The following is a 19,072-nucleotide window of genomic DNA, read 5'->3' on the forward strand; positions in this document are numbered from 1 at the left end:
TTCGCGGGCATTTTCGCCCGGCAAACGATCAGTTTTCGGAAAAATAGCTCTGTAGCGTGCGGACCTCAAGGTCCCCGCCCAGATAGGCGCGGATGCCCTGGGCGGCCGCAACAGCACCCGAAAGAGTGGTGTAATACGGCACTTTATGCAAGAGGGCAGCCCGCCGCAGCGAACGGCTGTCGGCCAGCGCCTGCGGTCCTTCGGTGGTGTTGAAAACGAGCTGAATGTCGCCATTGGTGATGGCATCGACGATGTGCGGCCGCCCTTCCAGCACCTTGTTTACCTTCTCGGTCGGAATGCCCTTGTCGGCGAGGAAGCGCTGGGTGCCCGATGTGCCCATCACCTTGAAGCCGAGCGAGTGCAGAAGCCGGACCGCCTCGGCGATACGGGTCTTGTCGGTCTCGCGCACCGAGACGAAGACGGTGCCCTTGCGCGGCACGCGGGTGCCGCCGCCGAGCTGGCTCTTGGCAAAGGCAATCTCGAACGAGCGGTCGATGCCCATCACCTCGCCGGTCGAGCGCATCTCCGGACCGAGCACGGTATCGACGCCGGGGAAGCGCGCGAAGGGGAAGACCGACTCTTTGACGCCGACATGTCCGAGCTGCTTCTTCTTCAGCTTGAAATCGGCGAGCTTCTCGCCGGCCATGATCCGTGCCGCGATTTTCGCCACCGGCGTGCCGACGACCTTGGCGACGAACGGAACGGTGCGCGACGCCCGCGGATTGACCTCGAGCACGTAGATCTCGCCGTCCTTGATCGCATATTGCACGTTCATCAGCCCGACCACGTCGAGGCCGAGCGCGAGCTCGCGGGTTTGCCGCTCGAGCTCCTCGATCATCTTCGCATCCAGCGAATGCGGCGGCAGCGAACAGGCGGAATCGCCGGAGTGAATGCCGGCTTCCTCGATATGTTCCATGATGCCGACGATGAAGGTGTCGTTGCCGTCGCAGAGGCAATCGACGTCGATCTCGGTGGCATCGGACAAATAGCGGTCGAACAGCAGTGGGTTCTTGCCGAGCACGGTATTGATCTGCCCGGTCTTGTCGTTGGGGTAGCGTGCCTTGACGTCGGCCGGCACCAGCTCGGGCAGCGTCCCGAGCAGGTAATCGTCGAGCTGGGTTTCCTCACGGATGATCTGCATCGCGCGGCCGCCCAGCACGTAGGACGGGCGCACCACCAGCGGCAGGCCGAGATCAGCCGACACCAGCCGCGCCTGCTCGACCGAATAGGCGATGCCGTTCTTCGGCTGCTTTAGTTTCAGTTTGTCGAGCACGCGCTTGAAACGGTCGCGGTCCTCGGCGAGGTCGATGGCGTCGGGCGAGGTGCCGAGGATCGGCACGTCTGCGGCTTCCAGCGCGCGCGCCAACTTCAGTGGGGTCTGGCCGCCGAACTGCACGATCACGCCGTGCAGCGTGCCGTTCTGCCGCTCGGTGGCGACGATTTCCAGCACGTCCTCGGCAGTGAGCGGCTCGAAATACAGCCGGTCGGCGGTGTCGTAGTCGGTCGACACCGTCTCCGGATTGCAGTTGATCATGATGGTTTCATACCCGGCATCGTCGAGCGCGAAGCAGGCGTGGCAGCAGCAATAGTCGAATTCGATGCCCTGGCCGATCCGGTTCGGGCCACCGCCGAGAATGATGACCTTCTTGCGGTCGGAGGGCGCGCTCTCGTCGGCCAGCGTGCCCGCAAACGGCGCTTCATAGCTCGAATACATGTAGGCGGTGGGGGAGGCGAATTCGGCGGCGCAGGTGTCGATGCGCTTGAAAGCGGGGCGTACGCCGAGCGCGTGACGCTTCGCGGTGATCTCGGCTTCGGTGGACTCGGACAGTACGGCAAGCCGTGCGTCGGAAAAGCCCATCGCCTTCAGCATGCGCATGCCATAGCCGTTCGGCGGCAGGCCGTGCGTCCTGATCTTCGTTTCCATGTCGATGATGCCGCGCATCTCGGCGAGGAACCACGGATCGATCTTGCACGAATTGAAGATGTCTTCGTTCGACCAGCCGAGCCGCATCGCCTGCGCCACCTGCAGGATGCGGTTCGGCGTCGGCGTGCCCAACGCGGCGCGGATCGCGTTCTTGTCGTCGCCGCGGCCGAGCCCCTCGATCTCGATCTCGTCGAGCCCGGTCAGTCCGGTCTCGAGGCCGCGCAACGCTTTCTGCAGGCTCTCCTGGAACGTGCGGCCGATCGCCATGACTTCGCCGACCGACTTCATCGAGGTCGTCAGCGTGGTGGAAGCGCCGGGAAACTTTTCGAACGCAAAGCGGGGGATCTTGGTCACCACATAGTCGATGGTCGGCTCGAACGAGGCGGGCGTCGCGCCGCCGGTGATGTCGTTGGCGATTTCATCGAGCGTGTAGCCGACCGCGAGCTTGGCGGCGACTTTTGCGATCGGAAAGCCGGTGGCTTTTGATGCGAGCGCCGAGGAGCGCGACACGCGCGGGTTCATCTCGATCACCACCATGCGGCCGTCGTCGGGGTTGACGCCGAACTGCACGTTGGATCCGCCGGTCTCGACGCCGATTTCGCGCAGCACCGCGATCGAGGCATCGCGCATGATCTGGTATTCTTTGTCGGTCAGCGTCAGCGCCGGCGCCACGGTGATGGAATCGCCGGTGTGCACGCCCATTGGATCGAGGTTCTCGATCGAGCAGACGATGATGCAATTGTCCTTCTTGTCGCGCACCACCTCCATCTCGAACTCTTTCCAGCCGAGCACGGATTCCTCGATCAGCACTTCGTTGGTCGGGGAGGCGTCGAGGCCGCGTTCGATGATGTCGAGGAATTCTTCCTTGTTGTAGGCGATGCCGCCGCCGGTGCCGCCCATGGTGAAGGAGGGGCGGATGATCGCCGGCAGCCCGATTTCGGACAGCGCCATCAGCGCCTCGCCGAGCGCATGCTCCTGGTAGCGCTTGCGGCGCTCGTTTTCGCCGAGCGTCCATTGCCGTTCGAGCTCATCTAGCGCGTCGCCGGATAGCTTCTCGCGTTCGGCGAGGTATTTGTCGCGATAGGACTTTTTCAGCGCCGAGGCATTGGCGAGCCGCGATTTCGGCGTCTGAAGACCGATCTTCTCCATCGCGTTGCGGAAAAGCTGGCGGTCTTCTGCCTTGTCGATCGCGTCAGCGGTGGCGCCGATCATCTCGACGTCGAATTTGTCGAGCGTGCCCTGACGCCGCAGCGACAGCGCACAGTTCAGCGCGGTCTGGCCGCCCATGGTCGGCAACAGCGCAAAGCCGCCGGGGATGACGTAGCGCTCCTTCTCGATGATCTTGGCGACGATTTCGGGCGTGATCGGCTCGATATAAGTTGCATCAGCCAATTCCGGATCGGTCATGATGGTGGCCGGATTGGAGTTGACGAGGACGATACGGTAGCCCTCTTCCTTCAGCGTCTTCACCGCCTGGGTGCCGGAATAATCGAATTCGCAGGCTTGGCCGATCACGATGGGACCGGCGCCGATGATCAGGATGGTGGAGATATCTGTTCTTTTGGGCATCAGCTCTCAGACTGGATTTTGGGCACAAAAAAAGGGCGCGCAGCCGCGCGTCCCCTAAGCCAAGAGCGCGGGTCACCCTCGCGCGCGGGTGGTCTTTAGACCAGATTCCGCACCCGCGAAACCCCCAAAAACGGGCCATCAACGGAGAATTCAGGGATTGGCGCTCGGTCCGTCTTCGCTCTACGGGGGGCCCAGTCCGTCTACGCTTTCGCTTTGCTCAAGCTACGCCGGACACGCTTTGCCCCGCCGGTCTCCGGCGTGGCTGCGCCACGCGTAGCCCGTCAGGGCGAAGCGTGGAGGCCCGGCCTGGATTTGAACCAGGATAAAGAGCATTGCACTGCTCCCGCGTCGACGCTTCCGCCACCGGGCCGTAGCAATCATTGCCCATCACGGCGCGGTGAACCATACCTTACCGCGCTTTAGGGTTAACAACCTTAACGCGCGTGGAACTCAATTGCGTTGGAATGCGTGCCGCGCGACGAACGTCATCCGCCACGGGTTGTGGCCGATGTTCTGATGCGCGCGGGAGGCGGTGAAGCCTGAGGCGGCGAGCTTCTCGATCATCTCGTCCTCGCTGTAGCGCTGCAGCCCGACGCGCGTGCGCAGTTGGCGGTAGTCAGACAGCGCCGTGCTCGCAAGGCCATAAAGCGCGTCTTTCAGGAAGCCGTGCGCGGCGGCGAATTTCAAGAGCGCCAGCACGTCTTTGGCCATGCCGACTTCCGGCCGCAGGATGTCGCCGAGCACCAGGCGACCGTTGGGCTTCAACAACCGGCGAATGACGGCAAGCGCCGAATCCAGCTCCCCTGGCGTCATGTATTGCGCGACCGAATTCATGACGACGAGGTCGACCGAGCTTTCCGCCATTCGCGTGAGATCCTCGAGCGAGCGGACGCGGATCTTGGTGTTCGGTGCAAAACGCGCGATCAGCCGGCCGCGGACGCCGGGCGCCGGTTCGGCCAGATAGAGTTTTGCGCAGGCGTCCGCCACCTTGGCAGCCGACAGCGCTTCGCCGCAGGCATAGTCCAGCACGACCGCGTCGGGCGAAGCGATATAGCCGATGATATCGCGCGCGATGACCTGGAAATGCAGGTCGCGATGCAGCCTGCTCGCATAAATCGTATGCGTGGAATCGTAGTAGTCGATCCATTCGTCCATCGCAGTCGGGTCCGGCAAAACTGGGGGTTCCGGTTAGGAACCGGTACTTAGGTGGGGCGTTAGACGGTCCGGCGCTCCCTGCCAATGCCGTCGTGTCCAATTCCTAACAGGAAGGTTCAACGTGAGCAAAACCAGCAATAAATCCGACAAGGTATCCGCCGACCTCGATACGCCGACCGACCTGCCGCCGGCCGCCGTGGACAAGATCTCGGCCTCGCTCAATACGCTGCTGGCGGACGCGTTTGCGCTCTATCTGAAGACCAAGAACTTTCACTGGCACGTCAGTGGCCGTCATTTCCGCGACTATCACCTTATGCTGGACGAGCAGTCGGAAGCGATCTTCGCCACCACCGACCAACTCGCTGAACGGGTCCGCAAGCTTGGCGGCACCACGCTGCGTTCGGTCGGGCAGGTCGCCAAGCTGCAGACCATCCAGGACAATAACGAGGACTACGTGCCGCCCCGCGAAATGCTGCGCGAGCTGATGGAAGACAACAAGCATGTGGCGGCGGCGATGCGCAAGGCGCACAAGCTCGCCGACGAGCACGAGGATTCCGGCACTGCGGGCCTGCTCGAGACCTTCATCGACGAGACCGAGCGCCGCACCTGGTTCCTGTTCGAGGCCAGCCGCCAGGAAGGCGCCAACGTGGCGTGAGCGGCTGGAGTAGGGCGGGTTAGCGGAAGCGTAACCCGCCATGTCCCCACAGCGCGGCGGATTACGTCGCGCTAATCCACGTGCGCAAAGAACGTGCTGCTGCGCGATTCCGATAATTAATTTAAGCGGGCCTGCGCGAGAGTGCCTCTATGCTGTATAGCGGCCGGCGAATTGGATGTCCGGCGACATAAAGACACCTTTAAAGAGCAAGCTGTAAATTTGGAATCCAGCGATGATGCAGAAAATTGTCGAATTCCGTGACGCGGCATCGTCCAGCCGTCGTGTTGGCCCATCCGGCCAGCGGGCCGGCGATATGCCGGGCGGGCGATCGACGCCGCCGTCGATCGAGCCGATCTGGGCGGTGGTCGATTCATTGTCCCGCACACTCGAATGCATCAAGACCATGTGCGCGACCGAGCCGCACGGGCCGATCCGCGACAAGCTGGAGATCGAACGAACAAATCTCGTCATCGGGCTTTTTGTCGCGCGGATCGCGGCGATGCGGGTTTCGTCGAGCGAACCGATGCCGGAGGCTCTGTCCGAACCTAATGCCCCGATTGCCAGGCGCGGATGACGGCGCTCCGTTTCATCGCGTGCCGCGCTTCCACAGCCGGACCAGCGGCCCGTCTTCGCCCAGCACCGGATCGGTCTTCGGCAGCTTCACTTCCGGGATCGTCTTCAGCGCCTTGGCGTGGTTCTCCGGCGTCGGGCGCGTGATCTGCATCGGCGGTCCCGGCGGATAGGCGCCGACCACGCAGAAATCGGGGCTGGCGAACATGCATTGATGCCCGGTGCCGGCGGGAAGGATCGCGACATCGCCGGGCGTGATTTCGAGCTCCTTGCCGCTGATACCACCGAAGCGGACGCGGGCCCGGCCGCGGGCGACGCCGAGCGCCTCATGCACCGTGGCGTGGTAGTGCACATAGTCGTAGACACCGTTGCGCCACATCGCGCCCCAGCCATTGCCGCCGAACAGCGCCTCGATGGTCTTTTCGGGGTGATCGTTGGCGACATAGACCGCACCCTTGTAAACCAGCAGCGGCAAAGGATTGTTGGGCACGAGGCCGTCATCCTCGAACACGAAGGTGAGCGGCTCGACATCGGCGCTGACGACGGACATGGTTGTTCTCCACAAATCGCCGCAGATCGTAGAGTGGGCAAAGGAGCGTTAGCGACGTGCCCACCATTTCGAGCGCGGACGTGAATGGTGGGCACGGCGCAAGTGCGCCTTTGCCGACCCTACAATTCAAAACCGCCCGCCGCGCTTCACGTTCCCTTCGGAATCTCGAAAACCAGACACGTCGTCGTCGCATGCGCGAGCAGGCGGCCGTTGGCGTCGGTGATCCGCGCCTCCGCGGTGGCGGCGCGGCGGCCGACATTGAGTGTCTTGCCCTCGGTGCGGACAGGCCCGGTATCCTTTGTTATGCCCTTGATGAATGAGATCTTGAATTCCAGCGTGGTGTAGCCGGTGCCGGCGGGAAGGGCGGTATGCACCGCAAGGCCCATCGCGGAATCCAGCAGGATCGCGGCATAGCCGCCATGCACCGAGCCGATCGGATTGTAATGCCGGAAGCCGGGCACGCTGTGAAATACGACGTGACCCTTTTCGGCGGTGGAATTGAACGGCTCGACATTCTGCATGATGGGCGGCGTTGGCAGCTTGCCGTCGAAGATGGCGCGCACGAAATCGAGGCCGGACATCGAGGCCATGACGTGCGTCGGTGCCACGCCGTATTCGACATTGGTGGCGGCGGATTTGTCGCCCATTGAGAACGCGTCCTGTAATTTATAATGATAGTCATCATAATAAACCGCGCCGGAAGTCATAGCGCTTTCGGCACATACCAGCCGTCATTGCCGGGCTTGACCCGGGCGTCCATCGCTCTTCAAGAAGATGGATTGCCGGGTCAAGCCCGGCAATGACAAGTGGCCGGCTTACGCCCGCTTCTTCTCTCGCATTAGATCCGCAAACCGCTTGAACAGGTAATGCGAGTCGCGCGGCCCCGGCGAGGCTTCCGGGTGATACTGCACGGAGAACACCGGCTTGCCCTTGAGCTCGATGCCGCAATTGGAGCCGTCGAACAGCGAGATGTGGGTCTGCATCGCGCCCTCAGGCAGCGTAGCCTGGTCGACGGCAAAACCGTGGTTCATCGAGGTAATCTCCACCTTGCCGGTGGTTTCGTCCTTGACCGGATGATTGGCGCCGTGATGGCCCTGGTGCATTTTTTTGGTCTTGGCGCCGACGGCCAGGCCCAGCATCTGATGACCCAGGCAAATACCGAACGTCGGCGTGCCGGACTGGATCACCTGCTGAATCACCGGCACTGCATATTTGCCGGTCGCGGCCGGGTCACCCGGGCCGTTGGAAAGAAACACGCCGTCCGGCTTCATCGCCAGAATGTCTTCGGCCGAGGTCGTCGCCGGCACCACCGTGACCTTGCAGCCTTCGCCGGCCAAGAGCCGCAAAATGTTGCGCTTGACGCCGTAGTCGATCGCGACCACGTTGAACTCAGGTTTGCTCTGCCGGCCAAAGCCGTTCTGCCAGGCCCACGGCGTCTCGTCCCAGGTAAAGCGCTGGCCCGACGTCACCATCGGCACCAGATCCATGCCTTCCAGGCCGGGCCATTCGCGCGCCTCTTCCTTCAGGCCGTGCAGGTCGAACACGCCGTTCTTGGCATGCGCAATCACCGCGTTCGGCATGCCCTTTGAGCGGATCAGCGCAGTCAGCGCCCTTGTATCGATGCCCGACAGTCCGATGATGCCGCGGGCGCGCAGCCACTGGTCGAGATGGCGCGTGGCGCGGTAGTTCGAGGGATTGGTGATGGCCGTGCGCAGGATAACGCCGCGCGCGCCTGGCGTCGCCGCCATGTTCACCGTCTCGATATCCTCGTCGTTGGTGCCGACATTGCCGATATGCGGGAAGGTGAAGGTGATGAGCTGCCCGGCATAGGAGGGGTCGGTGAGGATCTCCTCATAACCGGTCATCGCGGTGTTGAAGCAGACTTCGCCGACGGCGTGGCCTTCCGCGCCGAGGCCAAATCCCTCCAGCACGGTACCATCGGCAAGCACGAGGAGCGCGGTCGGTTTATGGTCCGGCCAGGCTGAAGCGTTTTCAGATGTTGTCATGAGCGCACTTCATAGTCGCAAGCACCCCCGCGCGTCAAAGCCGGAAGGCCAAGAAAAGCCAAAGAAACCGGCTATTCACATGCGTTTGCCGCATATTTGACAGCCGGTTCTGTGGACTTGAGCCGGGTTTTCCGGTTTTTCACCAAATCCGGTCGAATCTGGAACCGGCAGGGCAATTCGACTGCCGATCCTGGTCGTTCCCGTCCTATATAGGGGGAATCGTTACATACCCGGCATCTTCCGGCGGCACCATTTTTAGTGAGGCAACCATGCTGCGCGACGACATCAACAATGCGGTCAAGGACGCCATGAGGGCGAAGGACGAGCGCAAGCTCTCGACGCTGCGCATGGTCAATTCGACCATCAAGAATGCCGACATCGATGCGCGCGGGCAGGGCAAGCCGCCGCTGTCGGACGCCGACGTGCTCGGCGTGCTGCAGAAGATGATCAAGCAGCGCCAGGAATCGGTCGAGCTCTACGACAAGGGCGGCCGCGCCGAGCTCGCCGCGCAGGAGCGCGAGGAGATCGCGGTGATCTCCGCCTATCTGCCGAAGCAGATGTCGGATGACGAGGTGAAGGCCGCGATCTCGGCTGCCATCGCCGAGACCGGCGCCGCCAGCATGAAGGACATGGGCAAGGTGATCGGCGTGCTGCGTGCGAAATTCGCCGGGCAGATGGATTTCGGCAAGGCCAGCGGTTTGGTGAAGGCGGCGCTGACTGGATAAATTTTTTACGCTCGGGAACCTTCGCGCTGATGAAACATCGAATGAGTTCAAACTCGGAGTGATGACGTAGCGCAACGAGAGCGGAGGAAGGCATGGCTGATCAGCAAGCTCTGCCCGCTGGTCCCGATCTGTCAAAGGGCGTAGCCCCGTCCGAGTTCGCAGGGGATATGTTGCTCGGCCATGTCGGCGACGATGAAGTGCTGCTGGTGCGTTCGGGCTCGGAGCTCTTCGCGATCGGTGCGCATTGCACCCATTATCACGGGCCGCTCGCGGAGGGCCTCGTCACAGGCGAGGGCATCCGTTGCCCCTGGCACCACGCCTGTTTCGATTTGCGCACCGGCGAGGCCGTCCGGGCGCCGGCGCTCAGTCCGGTCGCGGTGTGGAAGGTCGAGCAGCAAGACGGTCGCATCTTCGTTCGGGAGAAGCGTGAACAGCCCAAGCCACAGGTGAAAGGCGTCACCGATGCGCCCAGCCGGATCGTGATCATAGGTGGTGGCGCGGCGGGCTTTGCCGCCGCCGAGATGCTGCGGCGGCAGGATTATCACGGCAGCATCGTGATGCTGAGCCATGACGCGGCGGCACCGGTAGACCGGCCGAACCTGTCAAAAGACTATCTCGCCGGCAGCGCGCCGGAGGACTGGGTGCCGCTGCGGCCGAATGATTTCTACGCCGAGGCGAAGATCGACCTGCGGCTCAACACCGAGGTCACATCAATCGATCCCAACGCGCGCCATGTCGTCACATCAGGCGGCGAGACCATCCCCTACGACCGCTTGCTGCTGGCGACCGGCGCGGAGCCGGTGCGCCTGCCGATACCGGGCGCAGATCAGCCAAACGTCCACGTGCTGCGCTCGCTGGCCGATTCCCGCGCCATCATTGCATCGGCCGGCGGCGCGCGACGCGCGGTCGTGATCGGCGCGAGCTTTATCGGGCTCGAAGTCGCGGCGTCGCTGCGCGCCAGAAATATCGAGGTTCATGTCGTAGGCCTCGAGCAGCGGCCGATGGAGCGCGTGCTGGGGTCGGAGATGGGCGACTTCGTTCGTGCCCTGCATGAAGAGCACGGCGTCATCTTCCATCTCGGCGACACCGTAACCGGGATCGACGGCAAGCGCGCGACGCTGAAAAGCGGCGGCGCGATCGACGCCGATATCGTGATAGTCGGCGTCGGCGTGCGTCCGCGCCTTGAATTGGCCGAGCAGGCCGGGCTGGCGGTCGATCGCGGCGTCACGGTCAATGCCTACCTGGAAACCAGCGTCCCCGGCATCTATGCCGCGGGCGACATTGCGCGCTGGCCCGATCCGCATTCCCTTGAGACCATTCGTGTCGAACATTGGGTAGTGGCCGAGCGTCAGGGCCAGACCGCGGCACGAAACATGCTCGGGCAGCGCGAGCCGTTCCATGCGGTGCCGTTTTTCTGGAGCCAGCACTACGATGTGCCGATCAATTATATCGGTTACGCCGAGAAGTGGGACGAAATCACCGTCGACGGCGACATCCCCCGCAAGGATTGCCTGCTGCAGTACAAGCGCAACGGCCGCGTGCTCGCCGTCGCCTCGATCTATCGGGACGTCGCAAGCCTCGAGGCAGAGCTTGCGATGGAGAAGGCGCGGGCGCCATAAGTCAGGGCTGCAAAACCTCGCTCCGCGTCATGCCCGGGCTTGTGCCGGGCATCCACGCCTTTAAACTCGCGGCAAGCAAGAACGTTGATGGCCGGCAACAAGCCGGTCCATGATGGACGTTAGGGATGGGTCGCCCAACATGCTCACCGAAGCCTCAACCTACGACGAGCTCTACCGCAACTTCCGCTGGGACATTCCCGCTCGCTTCAACATGGCAACCGCGTGCTGTGACCGGCATGCCGATGGCTCAGGCCGGCTGGCGCTGATCTATGTCGACGAGGGCGGCGCCACGACGCGCACATCCTTCGACGAGGTCGCCGAGCAGTCGCGCCGTTTTGCCAACGTGCTGAAGGCCGACGGCCTGTCGCGCGGCGACCGCGTGGCGGTGTTCCTGTCGCAATCGCTTGAATTGCCGATCGCGCATTTCGCCGCGTTTCGCTCCGGCATGATCTCGATCCCGCTGTTCGCGCTGTTCGGCGAGGACGCGCTCGAGTTCCGCCTGTCGAATTCCGAGGCCAAGGCTGTCGTTACCGACGAGGCCGGCTGGGAGAAGCTTGCGAAAATCCGCGATCGTCTTCCCGAGCTAAAGAACGTTTACGTCATCGGCGACCGCGCGCCTGCCGGCACAAAGCCGTTCTGGTCCTCGCTGAAGGCCGCGTCGCCGGATTTTGCCTCCGTGGATACCGCAGCCGACGATCCCGCCTTGATCATCTACACCTCCGGCACCACAGGCAATCCGAAGGGCGCGCTGCATGCGCATCGCGTGGTGCTCGGCCATCTGCCGAATGTCGAGATGTGCCACAACTTCTTGCCGCGGCCCGGCGACCTGATGTGGACACCGGCCGACTGGGCCTGGATCGGCGGGCTGATCAACGGCCTGCTGGCGTTCTGGTATCACGGCATTCCCCTGGTCGGCCATCGCGCGCGCAAATTCGAGCCGCAGGCAGCGATGGCGATGATGGCGGACTTAAGCATCCGCAACACGTTCCTGCCGCCGACCGCGCTGAAACTGATGCGGCAGGCCGGCGTGAAAAATTCCGGCGTAAAACTGCGCAGCATTTTTACCGGCGGTGAATCGCTCGGCGGCGAATTGCTCGGCTGGGTGCGCGAAACTTTCGGCATCGACGCGCATGAAGTGTTCGGCCAGACCGAATGCAACCTCGTGATCGGCAGCAACTCGAACCTGTTTCCGATCCGCCCCGGCTCGATGGGCAAGGCGACACCCGGCTTCGACGTCCGCATCGTCAACGATCGCGGCGAGGAATTGCCCAGGGGTGAGCGCGGCGTCATCGGCGTGCGCCAGCCGTGCCCCTGCACCATGCTCGAATATTGGAAGAATCCGGACGCGACCGCGAAGAAATATGCCGGCGAATTTTTGCTGACCGGCGATCTCGGCGTGCAGGATGAGGACGGCTATTTCTGGTACGTCAGCCGCGAGGACGACGTGATTACCACCGCCGGCTATCGCGTCGGCCCTTCCGAGATCGAACATACGCTGATGAAGCATCCGGCCGTGGCGATGTCGGCGGTGGTCGGCATACCCGATCCGATCCGTACCGAATCCATCAAGGCCTGGATCGTACTGCGCCCGGGCTTTGCCGCGAGCGATGCGCTGGCGCGCGAAATCCAGGAGTTCGTGAAAGTGCAACTCGCCGCCCACGAATACCCGCGCTTCGTGCAGTTCGCCGACACGCTGCCGATGACTGCGACGGGAAAGGTGCTGCGGCGCGAGTTGCGGGCGCTGGGATGATTTCGGCTTCGAGGGACGAATGAAGAAAGCCGCTAAGCGCGCTGCGGGCCTGCATCGCGCCTCGCTCACGAAGCTCCACGATTTGGACGCTGCGCTCGAGCTCATGTATTACGGCTGGCGCGGCATGACGCTCACGGCCGACCAGTATCTCGCGACGCTTGGCCTGTCGCGCCCGCATCACCGCATTCTCTATGTCGTTGCGCGACAGCCAGACATCTCGATCGGCTCGCTGATTGAGATCCTCGGCATATCCAAGCAAGCCGTGAACCGGCCGCTCAACCTGTTGCTGCAGCGTAAACTGCTGACATCGAAGCGGTCGCCCGAACAGCATCGCTCCAAATTGCTGCGGTTGACGGAAGCAGGAAAACAAATTGAGCAACGGGCGTCGGGCTACGAGCGCAAGGTCCTGCGCGAAGCGTTTGATCGTGTCGGCCCGCCTGGCGCTGCCGCGTGGATGGCCGTCATGGGTGTCATCGCCGACAATAACTGATCGGCTCTCAGGTCAATATAGTTGACGTTAGAATTGCCCTGTGCCATCTTCCCGGCAGTACGCCGAGGGAGGGCGCGAGCATGAGCGGACAGGTAATGGACCGGGCGGCCGTGGCACGTTTCGTCGAGGCGTGGTGTACGAACTGGTGCAACGTCGATATCGACGCTGTCGTCTCGCACTTCGCCGAGGACGCAGAGATGCGCAGCCCCTTGGCGCTCAAACTGACGGAGTCGCCGGTGGTCGCGGGCGCCGAGAACATTCGCGCCTACTGGCAGAAGGCTTACGGCGGCATCAAGAGCGCCGATCTGAAAATTTTGAACTGGAGCTGGGACGATACGATCGCGCGCCTGACGGTCTGGTGGCAACTTGGCGACACGCGCGCCAGCGAGTTCATGGATTTCGACGGTACCGGTCGTGTGGTGCGTAGCGAGGCCTTCTACGGAAAGTAGCCATGCGATTTTCGGATTTCGCCCTGCTCCTCAACACGCTGTGGTTCGGCGCCGCATTCATCCAGTTCAGCATTGCCCAAGGCAATACGCTGAAGATACTGGTGCCCCGGGAGGAGCGCGGAAATCCGATCGCGCCGACCTTGTCGGCCAGCGTGGCGTTTCTGGGCGGGATCAATCTGCCGATCGGCCTTCTGTCGTTGTATCTGCTGCTGTTGCGGCCGCCCTTCTTTCAGGCGCATGACGCGCAGCTGGCGTTGTTCCTGTTCTTCGCCGCGTGTCACTTCAGCCAGTTCGCCTACAACCTTCCGGTCCTGGTGCGCGGTGGACGCGTCGGGGTGGCATATTGGCCGGTGTTGAAAGGCCCGATGCTCAGAATTTTTGTCATTGATGCGTTGCTGTTCGTGACGAATCTTGTCGTGGCCCTTCTGCTGGTGTCCCGATCCTGACCAGCGAAACCGCCGCTGCCGTCCGCTGGTGTCGTTTCCGCTGCTGCTCGACCGCGACGTCGAATTCGTCGCCGCGATGATCACGAGCGTGCGCGCGGTGGTGACCAGTCCGGTACCGATGATCGGCTGGGCAGCCCTCATCGTGGTGCTGCTGGCGGTATCGGCGATGCCGTACTTCCTCGGCCTCGTGGTGACGCTGCCGGTGCTCGGCCACACTACGTGGCACCTCCACCGCCGTATCATCGCGCCGGTGGCAGCGTAGGGCAGCGATCAACTCGCCTTCAAAACCGAACGCAGCACCGATGCCAGATCGTGCCGGCGGTAGGGCTTGTTGAGGATCCGCACGTCGCGGCCGCTGCCGTCCGTCGCCTCGACGGGATGTTCGCTATGGTCGGAAGTCAGGAGGATCTTCAAGTGAGGCCGCAGGCGGGCTGCTTGCTTCGCAAGCTCGGTTCCGAACATGCCGCCGGGCATCACGACATCCGTGAACAGAAGATGTATGTTCTCCGGGCTGCGCAATATTTCGAGCGTCGCGCGCATTGGGCGTGACGATGACGCGATAGCCGAGCGCTTTCAATTCACCTTCAACATAGCGGCGCACCATGTCGTCGTCCTCGACGACGAGAATGGTCTCGCTGCCGGTTGCCGCGGCCGGCTGTCCGGCGGACGGCGCGGCGGTCGTCTGGATTGTCCCAACGCGGGGGAAGAACAGCTTGACCGCGGTGCCGTGCCCCGGTTCGGACCGCATCTGCATCGATTCGCCGGATTGCTGGGCGAATCCGTAGACCATGCTCAGGCCGAGACCCGTGCCTTTGCCCACCTCCTTGGTGGTGAAGAACGGCTCGAAGGCGCGGCTGGCGACTTCGGCCGTCATGCCGGTGCCGGTGACGGCGATCATCACATAATCGCCGGGATGCGCCTCGCCGTTGACGTCCACGTCGGATTCACCGAGTGACGTATTCTGCACCTCGACCGTCAGCTTGCCGCCGAGCGGGGGACGACGAAAAGCTGATGACGAGCCTACGGCGTCCCGATCCCCAATTCCTTCAGCGCGGCCAGCATCCGCTCCGGCGGCTCCATCTTTATTGTCAGCGCGTTGCCGGTCTCCAGCAGGCTCTTCAGGCTCGACAGGATTGCGGGCCAGCCTGTACGTCCGCCGGACAGGATGTCGTCGCTGATCTCCCGGTCATGCGATTGTAGCATCGTCAGTTTGACCACATCGCCGGCCTGCTCGATCTCGTAGGTGACGAGCGTCGGCCCGAGCTTTTCGAGCAGCGCCGGCCAGTTGACGTTGAAGGTGACGGTGAGCTTCCTCAGCGGTTCGCACTCGATCACCTCGCCCGAGATATGCAGCGCGCCGTCCGGCGTGCGCATGATGAAAGCGCCGCCGACCCTGAGATCGACCTCGACCGCCTGGCCGGAGAAGTACTGCCTGGAAAACTCCGCTTGCGTCAGCGCCTCCCACACTTTCTCCGGCGTCGAGGCGATGTAGATGGTGTAGACAATGGCAGGCTTGAAGTTCTTGACGTTCATGACACACCTTCGATGCCGAGAGCGGAAACCGGAATTTCGAGCGCAGTGCCGGATTCCAACAGGCTCTTGAGGCTGGACATAATGGCCGGCCATCCCTTGGAGATGCCGTCCAACAGCTTGCTGCCCTCTGCAAAACCTTCATGCGTGAGCGTGAGCTTCACGAACCTGCCGTGCTGCTCGATGGTGAAGACCACCTTCGTAGCCTTCTCGTTGCGATACGCCTCGTTGGTCACGTGCTTGAAAGTGTAGGAGAGCCGCCGCGGCCGATCGACCTCGAGAATCTCCCCGGTATCGGTCGTGGTGCCGTTCATGACCAGCGCCAGCGACGAACCAACCTTCCAGTCGGATTTCAGCTCGGTGCCGAACCAGTAGCGTTTGGAGAACTCGCTGGACGTCAGTGCCTCCCACAATTTCTCCGGCGTGGTCTCGATATAGATGACGTAGACGAATTCCGGCTTACTCATCACGCTTCTCCAACCGTCGTTTCAACTCAGAGAGCGCGGTGAGTTTCCCGCGCTCGAATTTCTTGATCCAGCGTTCGCCGATCTGATGGATCGGAACCGGATTGAGGTAGTGCAGTTTCTCGCGGCCGTGCCTCAGCGTGGTGACGAGGTTAGCCGCTTCGAGAACCCCAAGGTGTTTTGTAACCGCCTGCCTTGTCATGGCGAGGCCGTCACAGAGCTCGTTCAGCGTCTGTCCGTTTTTGGCGTGAAGCCTGTCGAGCAGCGAGCGCCGCGACGCATCGGCAAGCGCTTTGAAGACTTCATCCATGGCTTGGATAATAGGCAACCAAATGGTTGCATGTCAAGAGCGTGTGTTGGGCGCGGACCACAGCCTATGTTATCGTGCAAGCAGCCAGCGCAGATTGGCCGTGAACAGTCGGGGTGGAACATGAGCGGTCGCCTCAAACTCGCAGCCTTGTTCTCGATTTATCTCCTTGCAGGCTCAGGCATTGCGAATGCGCAGCAGCAAGTGATCGGCGCGCCTCCCGAAGCGCTCAACATGAAGCTGGTTGGAGCCAGCGATCTGCAGGCGCGTAGCGCCTATCAGCCGACCATTCATCATCAGGGCGACCGCTGGATCGCCTATATCGGCCATCACGGCGGCAGCGACGAGATTCCAGCGCCGGTCAATCCGCAGACCGGCAACGCCGAGCCGAACGGCACGTCGGTCGTCGATGTCACCGATCCATCGCAACCCAAATATTTGCGCCACCTGCCGGGCCAGGAAGGCAAGTATGAAGCGGGCGGCGCACAGATGGTGCGGATTTGCGACGGCAAGGCCCTGCCAAAGGGCGATCGCAATGCGGTCTATATGCTGCGGACCTTCGGCGGCGCGGCACATGAGATCTGGAACGTCGCCGATCCCGCCAATCCCGTGCTGGTCACGCGGATTGCGGGATTAAAGGACACGCACAAGAACTGGTGGGAGTGCGACACCGGCATTGCTTTCCTGGTGTCGGGCGCGCCGGACTGGCGAACGCGCCGCATGACGCAAGTCTATGATCTCTCCGATCCCGCGAACCCGCAGAAGATCCGTGATTTCGGCCTTCCCGGCCAGGAGCCCGGCTCGACGGGCGCGGTGCCGACCGAACTGCACGGGCCGATCTCGACGGGGCCTTCCGGCAACCGGGTCTATTTCGGCTACGGCACCAACAAGGGCGGAATCCTGCAGATCGTCGATCGCGAGAAACTGCTGCGCGGCCCCAAGGAGCCGACCCCAGGCAATCTGCGTTCGCCGGAAATTGGGCGACTGTCGACGTCGGCTTTCAACGGCGCCCACACGACGTTTCCGATGCCGGGCATGCCGATTGCGGAATTCGCGAAAGACAAAGACGGCAAGACCCGCGACATCGTCATGATCGTCAATGAGGCGATCCTGAACGAATGCAATGAGCCGCGGCAGATGGTGTGGTTTGCCGATATCACGGTCGAGAACCGGCCGATGATGATCTCGAACTATACGGTGCCGGAGGCGAGCGGATCGTTCTGCTCGCGAGGCGGGCGGTTCGGCGCGCATTCCTCCAACGAGAGCATGGCGCCGGTTTTCTACAAGAAGATGGCCTTCATCGCCTTCTTTAATGCCGGCGTTCGCGCGCTCGACATTCGCGATCCCTATCATCCCAGTGAGCTCGGCTATTTCATCCCGTCAATCACGGCCGCGACCGACAAGCGCTGCGTCAAGATCGACGACAAGGATCGCTGCAAGGTCGCGATCCAGACCAACAATGTCGAAACCGACGCGCGCGGCTACATCTACATCGTCGATCGCGCCAATACCGGCCTGCACATCCTGGAACTGACCGGCCCGGCGCGCGCCGTCGCCGGCCTGCCGTGATGAGACGGTGATGCGTCGATGGCCTGTCATCGTTGTTGCGGCCGCCGCGCTCGGCGCGTTGTCGGGCGCCGCGGCCTACCAGCACATCGTGCCGCGCCAAGGCGAACAGAAAGGCTCGTGGCAGGAGATCGCCTGGTCGTTCCCGCGCGATGGCTGGCCCGCGGGACGCGCCTTTCGTTGCCGCGGCGCGTCGTGCGGCGATGGCATCGAGGTATACGTTCGGCCGAAAATCGGCTTCTGCAATTGCGACCGCGGCGTCGCCGACGACGACGAAGTCGACCGCGTCGCGGATGTTGATTTGATCAGCGAACACTTTACGCCGATCCAAGCGGGCGATGTGATCAGTGTCGCCGATATGCCGGGACGTAGCCGCGCCTATGACCTCAAAATGACCGGTGGCACGCGGCATGCCGCCATCGGCATCGCGGTGTCGCGCCGCTGCGACCTGCTTGTCGCAGTCGCGCATGGCAAGGGCAACGCGGTGAGAGTGCGGCGGGAGGCGCTGGCGTTGCTTGGCGAAACTGAAATGACGCGGTGGATGATGGCCGCGATGGAGGGACGGTAGCGCCGCGCATTCTCGTCCCCGCGAAGAGCGGGGAGAGGGAGCAGAAGCGCGGCTTCCATCTTTCGCGCCCGCATGCATAATGACGTAACCGCTCACCCACCGAGTTCCCTCATGTCCCTTCAGGTCTATCTCGCCTTCGTCGCCGCCTGCATTGCGCTCGCGCTGTTGCCGGGTCCCGTCGTCACGCTGCTGATCGCGAACGGCCTGCGGCACGGCACGCGCGCGGCGCTGATCAATTGCGCCGGTGCGCAAACGGGCCTTGCCATCGTGATCGGCATCGTCGCGGTCGGGCTGACGTCGCTGATGGCGACAATGGGCTACTGGTTCGACTGGGTGCGCTTTGCCGGCGCCGCCTATCTGATATGGCTCGGCATCAAGATGATCTGGCAGCCTGCGGAAGGCGTCAACGCCGACGAGCCGCCACCGCCGCCGCGCGGCGGATTTTTCCTGCAGGGCCTTCTGGTGCTGCTGTCCAATCCGAAGGTGCTGGTGTTCTTCGGCGCGTTCATTCCGCAGTTCATGGACATGGAGAAGGACCATTTCCCGCAAGTGGCGCTGCTCGGCATCACCTTCATGGTGATCGCCGCCTCGACCGACGCCGTCTACGCGCTATTGGCCGGCCGCGCGCGAATGTTCTTCTCCAAGCAGCGGACGCGGCTGGTGTCGCGCGTCTCCGGCGGCTTCATGATCGGCGGCGGCATCTGGCTAGCGCTGACGCGGGCGCGGTAA

The 19,072-nt window shown here is 62.8% G+C and carries 20 protein-coding genes, 1 tRNA gene and 1 pseudogene; 12 read left to right on the forward strand and 10 right to left on the reverse strand.

From position 1 onward, the window contains the following. Positions 1-28 precede the first annotated feature (28 nt). The 3 genes from carB to CQ13_RS35240 all read right to left on the reverse strand — a co-directional run bounded on the left by carB (position 29) and on the right by CQ13_RS35240 (position 4,648). Complete coding sequence (gene carB / locus CQ13_RS35230) at positions 29-3,493, reverse strand: carbamoyl-phosphate synthase large subunit (RefSeq protein ID WP_057847361.1); 3,465 nt, start codon at positions 3,491-3,493, stop codon at positions 29-31. A 294-nt stretch (positions 3,494-3,787) separates the two neighbouring features. Further along, a tRNA-OTHER gene (locus tag CQ13_RS35235) sits at positions 3,788-3,863 on the reverse strand. Between the two features lie 80 nt (positions 3,864-3,943). Continuing rightward, positions 3,944-4,648, reverse strand: coding sequence for a class I SAM-dependent methyltransferase (locus CQ13_RS35240; protein ID WP_057847362.1), 705 nt, complete (start codon positions 4,646-4,648; stop codon positions 3,944-3,946). Between the two features lie 121 nt (positions 4,649-4,769). Here CQ13_RS35240 and CQ13_RS35245 point away from each other — a divergent pair, with 121 nt between their 5' ends. Together CQ13_RS35245 and CQ13_RS43815 are read left to right on the forward strand one after the other, a co-directional pair. Further along, positions 4,770-5,303, forward strand: coding sequence for a Dps family protein (locus tag CQ13_RS35245; protein ID WP_057847363.1), 534 nt, complete (start codon positions 4,770-4,772; stop codon positions 5,301-5,303). A gap of 232 nt (positions 5,304-5,535) precedes the next feature. Continuing rightward, entirely contained in the window at positions 5,536-5,877 is a 342-nt protein-coding gene (locus tag CQ13_RS43815) for a hypothetical protein (RefSeq protein ID WP_156434096.1), read from the forward strand. Between the two features lie 12 nt (positions 5,878-5,889). Here CQ13_RS43815 and CQ13_RS35255 read toward each other — a convergent pair whose 3' ends face one another. The 3 genes from CQ13_RS35255 to carA all read right to left on the reverse strand — a co-directional run bounded on the left by CQ13_RS35255 (position 5,890) and on the right by carA (position 8,429). Further along, positions 5,890-6,423 carry a hypothetical protein gene (locus CQ13_RS35255; RefSeq protein WP_057847365.1) on the reverse strand — a complete coding sequence of 178 codons (534 nt, stop codon included), beginning with the start codon at positions 6,421-6,423 and terminating at the stop codon, positions 5,890-5,892. Between the two features lie 146 nt (positions 6,424-6,569). Then, complete coding sequence (locus CQ13_RS35260) at positions 6,570-7,070, reverse strand: PaaI family thioesterase (protein WP_057847483.1); 501 nt, start codon at positions 7,068-7,070, stop codon at positions 6,570-6,572. Positions 7,071-7,238: 168 nt separating this feature from the next. Next, on the reverse strand, positions 7,239-8,429 hold the full coding sequence (gene carA, locus CQ13_RS35265; protein ID WP_057847366.1) for a glutamine-hydrolyzing carbamoyl-phosphate synthase small subunit: 1,191 nt from the start codon (positions 8,427-8,429) through the stop codon (positions 7,239-7,241). 269 nt (positions 8,430-8,698) lie between these two features. Here carA and CQ13_RS35270 point away from each other — a divergent pair, with 269 nt between their 5' ends. From CQ13_RS35270 to CQ13_RS35300, 7 genes and pseudogenes are all read left to right on the forward strand, one after another. Then, complete coding sequence (locus tag CQ13_RS35270) at positions 8,699-9,154, forward strand: GatB/YqeY domain-containing protein (RefSeq protein ID WP_057847367.1); 456 nt, start codon at positions 8,699-8,701, stop codon at positions 9,152-9,154. 92 nt (positions 9,155-9,246) lie between these two features. Then, positions 9,247-10,773 (forward strand): FAD-dependent oxidoreductase, encoded by a 1,527-nt coding sequence (locus CQ13_RS35275; protein ID WP_057847368.1) that lies wholly within the window; start codon positions 9,247-9,249, stop codon positions 10,771-10,773. 139 nt (positions 10,774-10,912) lie between these two features. Continuing rightward, entirely contained in the window at positions 10,913-12,523 is a 1,611-nt protein-coding gene (locus CQ13_RS35280; RefSeq protein WP_057847369.1) for an acyl-CoA synthetase, read from the forward strand. 19 nt (positions 12,524-12,542) lie between these two features. Then, positions 12,543-13,013 carry a MarR family transcriptional regulator gene (locus CQ13_RS35285; protein ID WP_057847370.1) on the forward strand — a complete coding sequence of 157 codons (471 nt, stop codon included), beginning with the start codon at positions 12,543-12,545 and terminating at the stop codon, positions 13,011-13,013. A gap of 80 nt (positions 13,014-13,093) precedes the next feature. Further along, the gene (locus CQ13_RS35290; RefSeq protein ID WP_057847371.1) at positions 13,094-13,462 is read left to right on the forward strand and encodes a YybH family protein; all 369 of its coding nucleotides are present in this window, start codon (positions 13,094-13,096) and stop codon (positions 13,460-13,462) included. 2 nt (positions 13,463-13,464) lie between these two features. Further along, a complete protein-coding gene (locus CQ13_RS35295; protein WP_057847372.1) occupies positions 13,465-13,908 on the forward strand; it encodes a hypothetical protein in 444 nt (147 codons plus the stop codon). A gap of 25 nt (positions 13,909-13,933) precedes the next feature. Beyond that, positions 13,934-14,170, forward strand: a pseudogene (locus CQ13_RS35300) (DUF2189 domain-containing protein); the annotation flags it as partial. Positions 14,171-14,293: 123 nt separating this feature from the next. On the opposite strand, the gene CQ13_RS44805 reads toward CQ13_RS35300, so the two are convergent. From CQ13_RS44805 to CQ13_RS35320, 4 genes are all read right to left on the reverse strand, one after another. Next, on the reverse strand, positions 14,294-14,845 hold the full coding sequence (locus CQ13_RS44805; protein ID WP_057847374.1) for an ATP-binding protein: 552 nt from the start codon (positions 14,843-14,845) through the stop codon (positions 14,294-14,296). Between the two features lie 83 nt (positions 14,846-14,928). Continuing rightward, complete coding sequence (locus CQ13_RS35310; RefSeq protein WP_057847375.1) at positions 14,929-15,441, reverse strand: SRPBCC family protein; 513 nt, start codon at positions 15,439-15,441, stop codon at positions 14,929-14,931. Next, the gene (locus CQ13_RS35315) at positions 15,438-15,905 is read right to left on the reverse strand and encodes an SRPBCC family protein (protein WP_057847376.1); all 468 of its coding nucleotides are present in this window, start codon (positions 15,903-15,905) and stop codon (positions 15,438-15,440) included. The genes CQ13_RS35310 and CQ13_RS35315 overlap by 4 nt, the downstream gene beginning before the upstream one ends. Next, positions 15,898-16,212 carry an ArsR/SmtB family transcription factor gene (locus CQ13_RS35320; RefSeq protein ID WP_057847377.1) on the reverse strand — a complete coding sequence of 105 codons (315 nt, stop codon included), beginning with the start codon at positions 16,210-16,212 and terminating at the stop codon, positions 15,898-15,900. Before CQ13_RS35320 ends, CQ13_RS35315 begins: the two co-directional genes overlap by 8 nt. Positions 16,213-16,332: 120 nt before the next feature. Between CQ13_RS35320 and CQ13_RS35325 the strand changes: the two genes are divergently transcribed. From CQ13_RS35325 to CQ13_RS35335, 3 genes are all read left to right on the forward strand, one after another. Further along, the gene (locus tag CQ13_RS35325) at positions 16,333-17,778 is read left to right on the forward strand and encodes an LVIVD repeat-containing protein (protein WP_057847378.1); all 1,446 of its coding nucleotides are present in this window, start codon (positions 16,333-16,335) and stop codon (positions 17,776-17,778) included. 10 nt (positions 17,779-17,788) lie between these two features. Next, positions 17,789-18,343, forward strand: coding sequence for a hypothetical protein (locus CQ13_RS35330; RefSeq protein WP_057847379.1), 555 nt, complete (start codon positions 17,789-17,791; stop codon positions 18,341-18,343). Between the two features lie 111 nt (positions 18,344-18,454). After that, complete coding sequence (locus CQ13_RS35335; RefSeq protein WP_057847380.1) at positions 18,455-19,072, forward strand: LysE family translocator; 618 nt, start codon at positions 18,455-18,457, stop codon at positions 19,070-19,072.

Origin of the sequence: Bradyrhizobium retamae (genome assembly GCF_001440415.1) — a bacterium.
GTDB lineage: Bacteria > Pseudomonadota > Alphaproteobacteria > Rhizobiales > Xanthobacteraceae > Bradyrhizobium > Bradyrhizobium retamae.